This window comes from Variovorax sp. CAN15 (genome assembly GCF_030462475.1).
Lineage (GTDB): Bacteria > Pseudomonadota > Gammaproteobacteria > Burkholderiales > Burkholderiaceae_C > Variovorax.
On the sequence record NZ_JASMRZ010000040.1, the window covers coordinates 36,284 to 45,262 of the forward strand.

General features: G+C 62.7%; 3 protein-coding genes. All 3 read left to right on the top strand.

The genetic code is table 11. The features are described from left to right. The first annotated feature begins 11 nt into the window (after positions 1 to 11). Positions 12 to 1,250, top strand: a complete 1,239-nt coding sequence (gene gspF / locus QMO14_RS21500; RefSeq protein WP_301509617.1) for a type II secretion system inner membrane protein GspF — start codon at positions 12 to 14, stop codon at positions 1,248 to 1,250. Positions 1,251 to 1,356: 106 nt separating this feature from the next. Further along, a complete protein-coding gene (locus QMO14_RS21505; protein WP_301509619.1) occupies positions 1,357 to 2,256 on the top strand; it encodes a 5'-nucleotidase in 900 nt (299 codons plus the stop codon). A gap of 245 nt (positions 2,257 to 2,501) precedes the next feature. Further along, positions 2,502 to 8,979 (top strand): Ig-like domain repeat protein (locus QMO14_RS21510; RefSeq protein ID WP_301509620.1); only part of this gene is annotated, 6,478 nt, incomplete at its 3' end.

Consider the following 8,979-nt stretch of genomic DNA (forward strand, 5'->3'; position numbering starts at 1 on the left):
GAAGAACCGAGATGCCCGCCTACGCATTCGAAGCCATCGACGCCAGCGGCCAGTCGCGCGAAGGCGTGCTGGAGGCCGACACCGCCCGCAGCGCGCGCAGCCTGCTGCGGGCGCAGGCGCTCATTCCGCTGTCGGTCAAGCCGGTGGGCAGCGAGCATGCCGGTGGTTCCAGCCAGCGCAGCGGTCTCGGCCGCTGGCTCGGCGGCGGCAAGCGCGTGTTCAATTCGACCGGGCTCGCCGTGTGGACGCGGCAACTCGCGGGCCTCGTCTCGTCGGGCCTGCCGCTGGAACGCGCGCTCACGGCGCTGACCGACGAAGCCGAATCCGAGCCTCAGCGCAACCTCGTCGCCTCGCTGCGCGCCGAGGTCAACGCAGGCTCGCCGTTCGCTCGCGCGCTGTCGGCACATCCGCGCGAGTTCTCGCCCATCTACACGGCCGTGATCGGCGCCGGCGAGCAGAGCGGCAACCTCGGCCTCGTGCTCGACCGCCTCGCCGACGACCTGGAAGAGCGCCAGGCACTGCAGCAGAAGCTGATCGGCGCGGCGCTGTACCCGGCCATCGTCACGCTGGTGGCGATCGTGATCGTGATCTTCCTCGTGAGCTACGTGGTGCCGCAGGTGGCGCAGGTCTTCGCGGGCACCAAGCGCTCGCTGCCTTTCCTCACCACCGTGATGCTGTCGCTGAGCGCCGGCGTGCGCAACTACGGCTGGTGGATGCTGGCCGCCGTGGTGCTCGCGGCCATCGGCACGCGGCTCGCGCTGGCGCAGGAGGCGCTGCGCCTGAAATTCGACGCCGCATGGCTCAAGCTGCCGCTGGTGGGCAAGCTCGCGCGCGGCTACAACGCGGCTCGCTTCGCGAGCACGCTCGCCATGCTGGCCACGGCCGGCGTGCCGATCCTGCGCGCGCTGCAGGCCGCTTCCGAAACGCTGGGCAACCGCGCGATGCGCGCCGACGCGCTCGACGCGCTGGTGCTGGTGCGCGAAGGCGCGCCGCTGGCCTCGGCACTCGCGCAGAAGAAACGCTTTCCGGGCCTGGTGTCGATGTTCGCGCGCCTGGGCGAACAGACCGGCACCCTGCCGCTGATGCTGCAGCGCGCCGCCAACCAGCTCGGCGCCGAAGTGCAGCGCCGCGCAATGCACCTCGCCACCATCCTCGAGCCGCTGCTGATCGTGGCGATGGGCGGGGTGGTGATGCTGATCGTGCTGGCGGTGATGCTGCCGATCATCCAGCTCAACCAGTTCGTGAAATGAGGCAGCCCCCCAGGCTTGTCCACTTCGTGTGGCCTCCAACCCGCTTGCAGGGGGCTGCCGCGCTCGGCGCACCTGCTCGAAGAAGACAGATCCGCAAGGAAGCGCCATGCCGGTGACCCTCGAAGACAAGCTCGTGGTCGCGATCTCCTCGCGCGCCCTGTTCAACCTCGAAGAAGAAAACAAGGTCTTCGAGGCCGGCGACAACGAGGGCTACATGAAGCTGCAGCTCGACCGCATCGACGTGCCGGCCGCGCCCGGCATCGCCTATTCGCTGATCCGCAAGCTGCTGCGCTTCAACGAAGACGGCGTGCAGCGCGTCGAAGTGGTGATCCTGTCGCGCAACGACCCGGTCTCGGGCATGCGCATCTTCAGGTCGAGCGCGGCGGCCGACATCAAGCTGCAGCGCGGCGTGTTCACCCAGGGCCGCCCGCCCTTCGGCTACCTGCGCCCGCTGCGCGCGCACCTGTTCCTGTCGGTCAATGCGCAGGACGTGCGCGAGGCGCTCAACGCCGGGTTTCCCGCCGCGCGCGTACTGGTCGAGTCGGTGAAAGCCAGCGACGCATGGCCGAACGAAGTGCGCATCGCCTTCGACGGCGACGCGGTGCTGTTCTCCGACGAGGCCGAGCGCGTGTTCCAGGCCCAGGGCCTCGACGCCTTCCAGGCCCACGAACTCAGCAAGGCCGACCTTCCGCTGCCCGAGGGCCCCTTCAAGCCGCTGCTGGCCGCGCTGCACCGCCTGCAGATGGCCGGCAACGCGAAGATGCGCATCCGCACCGCGCTGGTCACCGCGCGCAGCGCACCCGCGCACGAACGCGCCATCCGCACACTGATGAAGTGGAACATCCGCGTCGACGAGGCCATGTTCCTCGGCGGCCTGCCCAAGGGCGAGTTCCTGCGCGAATTCGAGCCCGACTTCTTCTTCGATGACCAGACGGGGCATGTGGATGCGGCCTCGCGGCATGTGCCGGCGGGGCATGTGAGTAGCGGGATCAGCAACGAGTCTTGAGGGCCGCGACAGCCGCGCCGACAAGTTGGCGGGACGCATCGTCGGGTGTCCAGATCTACCGTCGGAACGTACGATCGCCGAACTGCGGAGGGCTTACCAGGTTCACTCCTTGATCTTCAAGAGTTTGCCGCCCATTTGGCGCAAATCACGATATTTACGATCTAGTTAACAACTATTAGCAGCCTCACTTGCCTGAGGGATTTGCTGAACAGATTCGCCGCCCGCTGGATGTATTGATCTGAACCGTGACCGGCAAGGTTTGCCGGCTCGACCATCAGGGGCCCTCACAGGTTCTTGGTCGCCAGTTGGCGGTTCACCGTACATCAGGTGAAACCGTCATGGTTGCAATCGTCAGTGGAAACAGTCTGGGTCTGAGCTTGAACTCTTTGTCCATTTTGGGCCAGCGTGGGGTTCTAGGCTCCTCAACTCAAGGGCGCGGCGGGGAGCAATCCTTCGTCAACATTGCCAACGGCAACCTCGTCCTGCAAGACCTCGACGACAAGCTTATCGGGCGCGGCCTCGACATCAACGTCGTTCGTACCTACAACAGCCAGGGCCTGCTGAACGACGACAACGGCGATAACTGGACAGTCGGCGCATTCGGACAGCGTGTGGTGCTCACCGGCACCGTGGCCACTGCCGGCAGTACCTTGGCGCGCACTGATCGCGATGGCGCCAGCGCCACATACACCTGGGATGCGGCGAGAAACCTGTACGTTAGCAGTGCAGGTGCAGGGGCATTCGACACCATCGGCTACGACTCCACCAACGCTCGATACACCTGGACCGACGGTGCAACCGGCCTTGTCGAGCGCTACGAAAGCACTGGTTCGGGTCGGCTGATTTCGGTGACCGACCCTGCCGGCAACACCGTCAGCTATGCGTACAACGCCAATGGCACGCTGCAACGCATGGTCGATGCCAATGGCGAAACCATCTGGTTCGACTACAGCGGCTCGAACCTGACCCAGGTGCGCACCGCGGCCACCGATGGCACCGTGCTCACGCGAGTGCGCTATGCCTACGACACCACCAACCGTTTGTCGAGCGTCACCGTCGACCTCAACCCAGCGGACAACAGCATTGCCGACGGCAAGGTCTATGTCACCACATACACCTACGACGGCACCAGCAAACGCGTTGCCTCGGTCACACAAACCGATGGCACCAAGCACAACTTCAGTTACGTGGAGGCTGGCGGCGTCTACAAGGTTGCCACCGTTACCGATGCACTGGGCGCAGTCACGCGCTTCAGCTACGACATCACCCAGAACACCACCACCATCACCGATCCCCTAGGCGCGCAGAGCACCTACCTGTATGACGCCCAAGGCCAACTCCTGCAGATGCGGCAAGGCGTCACCGCTGGCAATCCTTCGGGGCTGTCGCAGATCAGCTACCGCTACGACGCCGCCGGCAACGTCACCGGCGTGACCGATGGGGAAGGCCGCGAAGTCGCCTACGAGTACGACGCCAATGGCAATCTGCTGAAGGAGACCGACTCCGCGGGCAACCTCCACACTCGAACCTACAACGCGGCCAATCAACTGCTGACCGAGACCGTCTATGCCGACGCGGCCGTCAGTCGTGGTGCATTCAGCCAACCCGCATCGCTGCCGGAGATCACGCGCTACATCTACGCTCAGGACAACCCCCGTCTCCTTCGCTTCGTCCTGAGCCCTCAGGGCGGCGTCACCGAGCACCGCTACAACAGCTACGGTCAGGCCTTGGCAACCGTCCGCTATACGGGCGGCAGCTACAACGTCACCCAGCTAGGCGCGAGCGCCGTGCCCACGGAAGCGCAAATGAGCGCGTGGGTGGACAGCCAGGACCTGCGACGCACCGAGCGCACCGACCGCGCCTACGATGCGCGCGGCGCGTTGAGCAGTTCCACGACGTACGGTGAGGTCGACGCATCGGGCGCGGGTGTCGCCGCCACGGCGGCCAAGACCCAGTATGTGTACGACCAGCATGGTCAACTGCTCAAGAGCATCGACCCGGGCGCGGGCACCACCACCTACATCTACGACGGCCTGAGCCGGGTGCTGTCGATCAGCGCACCTTCGCTGGATGGCGGCGCAACGCCCAACACCACGATCACCAGCTACGACGACGCCAACGGCAAGACCAGCGTAAGCATCGCCAGTGGGCTGGTCACCGTCTCGGCCTATGACAAGGCGGGACGCCTTGTGAGCGTGACTCAGCAGAGCGTCGGCAGCGGTGTCCTGGGCACGACCTCGAACGCCTACGACAAGGATGGCAACCTGCTGATGACGCAGGATCCGACGGGTGTGTGCAAGTGGATGCTCTATGACGCGGCGAACCGGAAGATCGCCGATATCGATGCGACGGGTGCGTTGGTCGAGTATGTCTACAACGCCAGCGGGCAGCTGCGTCAGACCGTTGCCTATGCGACAAAGCTCAGTGCCGCAAAGCTGGCGCAATTGGTAGATGGAGCAAATCTACCGACCACGGCGTGGAGTGCGTCGAATACGACAACCAGTCTGGCGGCACTGCGGCCAGCGGACGTGGCTCAAGACCAGAAGGTCTGGCGGTTCTATGACAACGCAGGTCGTCTGACGTGGCAGGTGGATGCGTTGGGGTATGTGATACAGACCACCTATGACGGGGCTTCGCGCGTGCTGGGCGTCACACAGTTGGCTAATCCGATCGATGTGACTCCGCTGCTTCAGGGTGCCGATGTCGATCTTGGCGTAGATCCAACTACCCTTGGAGGGATCGCGCTTAAGATAGACAACGCCGCACCAGTGCCGGCGGGGCGCGTAACGGTCCTGACAGCGATAGCCGAAGGGACTCCGTCTGGAAGCATGGTGACTTTCTTCGACGGCGAGACGGTCATTGGCAGCGCAGTACTTGTCGACGGAAGAGTTTCCTTTTTGAGCGACAGGTTGTCTGTCGGCACTCATAACCTTCGCGTCGCCTTCTCTGGAGACGCCTTGAGGCCGGCGAGCGTATCCAAGGCTGTCAAGAAAACCATCACCCCGGCAGTGATCACAGCCGAACTGAGCTATTCAAGTCCTACCGCCGACGGCATCGATCCGTTGATGCTGTCCTTCTCTCTTGCTGCAGATGCAGCGTGGCTGGTTCCACAAACAGGCAAGGTGGTGTTCTACAGCGACAGCGGCGTGCTGGGCGAGGCGTACATAACCACCGGTTTGGCAACTCTCAAGCTGACTAGTTGGCCAACGGCCCGCATGAATGTGCGGGCGGAATATGCCGGGGATGCGATCCATACCCGCGCTATTGCGCAACGGTCCTTTGTTCCTGCCCCTCCCTCTATAACACTCAGTTCATCGATTGATGCCAACACATCAAGCGCCCCATCGCCAAGGTCTATGAGTCTCGTTGCCTCAGCGACAGTTTCGCAGGGTGAGCCTGTCCGACTGCGAGCTCGAATGACTCCAACTGACACAGTCGGCTATGTATCCTTCTTTGCGGGCACTCAATATCTCGGTTCAGCGGTAGTCAACTCCGGAGAAGCAAGTCTTGTTGTCAATTTCCTGCCCGCGGGCACGTACGCGTGGTCTGCGTCATGTGTAGGAGTCGAATACAACCGGATGCCCAATAGCAGCCTGGTTGTGCAAGGCGGGATCACTCAGATCATCGCCAATCAAAATGGTCTCCCTCCGGAAATTTGGAATACCCCGCCTTCGAATCCCTACCAAGTCGAGGTTGATGCAATCGGAGGTTCTCCACGCATCACTATCTCCTATCCAAGTGGTGGCGGGGGTGGCAATACGGGGGGGATGTACAGCGTTTTCGATGGTGACGTTCTCATCGGCAGCACCTACAGAGTACCCGACTCCAAAGAGGATTGGGGTGCGATAAGTTTTTCGTTCGAACCTGCCTTAACTCTCTCGCCAGGCAGACATGTGCTGCGTGTAGTTCACGAGAGTGCGTATTCGGGGATTCTGCAAGCGGTCTCGTCCCAGCCAATTGAGATATCGCAAGACGCCAAGCCGACTGTGGTTGTTTGGGATGGCAGTCCGGTGAACTTGCAGGCAAAAGTATCGGGAGGAAAGCCCGGTGGACGCGTAACTTTTTTCGCCGGGAAGATTTGTCTCGGGGTCGCGAATGTCATCAACGGTATGGCATATCTCGTCGTGGACTATTTGCAGATCGGTACATATGAGTTGAGCGCCACGTATGCGGACGCCGACGAATCGTTTTCTGGGGTTGTTGCGCAGGGCTCAACAATTCAGATCAAAACACAAGACCAAACGAACGTAAGTTCGTTCAATTGGCAGAGCGTCGCAAACGGCAGCTATGAAAGCTCAGGTGACTATTGGGGATTCGATGTCTACGTCAATGCCGGAGCTTGGCAACCCAACGGTCAAGCGCAAGTCGGCGTGGCTCCGAGGATCCTTGTCTTTGACAATGAAAAGAGTGGTGGTGTCGCAGGAACACACAGTATTTTTATCGATGACGTTCTTGTTGGCAGCGCCATCTACGCCGGTAATTCCATGGGCGATCGACGGTTCACTTTTGCGCTGCCTGTCAATTTGCAGCCTAACAGCCAACATCGTCTAAGGATCGTCCTCAACAACGAGAATGTCTCAGCCCCCCCCATTCTTGTCATAAACACCGTATTTTCAGTAGAGAAGGCGTCGACCACCACGACTCTGAGCGCGTCTCCGGCCAGGGCACCCGAAGATGTACCGATCACGCTGAACGCTAGGGTCGCGCTGGTGCTGCCTTACAGCGCGCTCGCTGAACCTCCCCCTGTCAGTGGTCTCATCACGTTCTATGCTGATGGCGCCGTCATCGGCACAGCGATGGCAGTTAATGGCCAAGCGTCCTTGATCGTCAAGAGCCTACCAAGAGGCGTGAGCAACATTACCGCGAGCTATGAGGGCGATGGCAACTATTTGTCGTCGAAATCCTTGAACGCTTCGCCAGTACAAGTCACCCCTCCCGCCGTTGGATTGATCAATCTGACCACGGCATCGATCGCCAAGGACGGCATACTGTCGATACGCGTGATCGGCAAGACACCCACAGGCTTGGTGAGCTTCTACAGCGGCACCACACTTCTTGGCACGGTCACTGTCATGGAAGATGGCACAGCCACCCTGCGTGGTGTCCCGATCCCGGCCGGTACCCACACCTTCAGCACGGTGTACTCAGGCGACGAACTCAACGCGGACGGTGCCCTCACCTTCACCCAGTTGGTCGAAGGCACGCCGAGCACCACGATCCCGGTGAGCCTGGACATCGCCCAAGACCACACCGCCACCAAGCTGTTCAACCGCAACGGCCAACTCCAGGGCGCGCTGGACGCAGAGGGCTACCTCACCGAGTACAAGTACAACGCAGCCGGCGAGCAGATCCAGACCATCCGCTACGCCAACCGAGCCACCAACTTCTCCAGCGTCTCGGCCCGCATGATGGCCGTAGCCATCGCCCGCGCCAGCGGCGACCTCACGGGCCTGCGCCCCAAGGACAGCCCCAACGACATCCGCACCTACAGCTTCTACAACGCCCGCGGCCAGCTCGTCGGGCAGGTAGACGGCGAGGGCTACCTCACTGAAACCGTCTACGACGTGCGTGGCAACGTGGTGCAGACCAAGCGCTACGCCAGCCCCGCGAAGAATCCCGGCAGCGCAAGCGCAACGCTCGCCACCGTTCGCCCGGATCCGAGCGCCCTGGACCAGACTGTCACCCAAACCTGGAGCGCGGCCAACCAACTGCTCAGCCGCACCAACGCGGAAGGCACGATCACCAGCTTCACCTACGACGTGTCCGGCCGTCTCGTGCAGACCACCACAGCGGTAGGCACGGCCGATGAACGCACCCAGCGCCTGCGGTACGACATCCAGGGCAACCTGATCGCCGAGCTCGACGGCCGCGGCAGTGCCGCCGTGGCGCAGAACGATGCGCTGGCAGCATGGGCAGCCAACGGATCCACCCACACCTACGATGCCACCGGTCGTCGCACCAGCACCACCGACGCCAACGGCCATCGAACGCTGTTCTTCTACGACGCCCTCGGTCGCCTGACCTACACCGTCAACGCACTGGGCGAAGTCACCGAGAGCCGCTACAACGCCCACGGCCTGGTTTTCGAGCAGATCGTCTACGGGACTCGCGTGAACGTCTCCACCCTTGGAGCGTCCATCCCCGGCGGACTGAACACCGATACGCTGAAGGCACAACTGGCCGCAGTGGCTTACTCCACCAAGGACACCCACGTCCTGAGCACCTACAACGCCACCGGCACCAAGACCACCACAGTCGACGGGCTGGGCAACACCACCAGCTACTCCTACAACGCCTTCCGCGAAGTCACCGCCAGCACGCAGACGCGCCTGAGCGGCCGGGTCATCACCGACACGGTCGCCTTCGACCGGCGCGGCCAGCAGATCTCGAGCACCCTGGACTCGACCGGTGCCGCCATCACCCGCCGCACCAGCTACGATGCCTTCGGCCGCGTGGACACGCGCACCGATGCCAACGGCAACATCAGCCGCCTGCGCTACGACCGCCTCGGCCGCGTCGTCACCACCACCGACGCCAACGGCGCCGAGCACATCACCACCTACGACGCCTTCGACCGCGTGCTGACCCAGCGCGATGCGCTGGGCAACACCACCAGCTACGCCTACAACCTGGTCGATCGCAGCGTCACCGTGACCACGCCCGAAGGCGTCTCGGTGACCACCGTGCACAACCGCCAGGGCCAGACGTCCAGCGTCACCGACG

Excerpts from the sequence above, each read along its gene's own strand:
- gspF (WP_301509617.1), top strand. The coding sequence starts at position 12 with ATGCCCGCCTACGCATTCGAAGCCATCGACGCCAGCGGCCAGTCGCGC.
- QMO14_RS21505 (WP_301509619.1), top strand. The coding sequence starts at position 1,357 with ATGCCGGTGACCCTCGAAGACAAGCTCGTGGTCGCGATCTCCTCGCGC.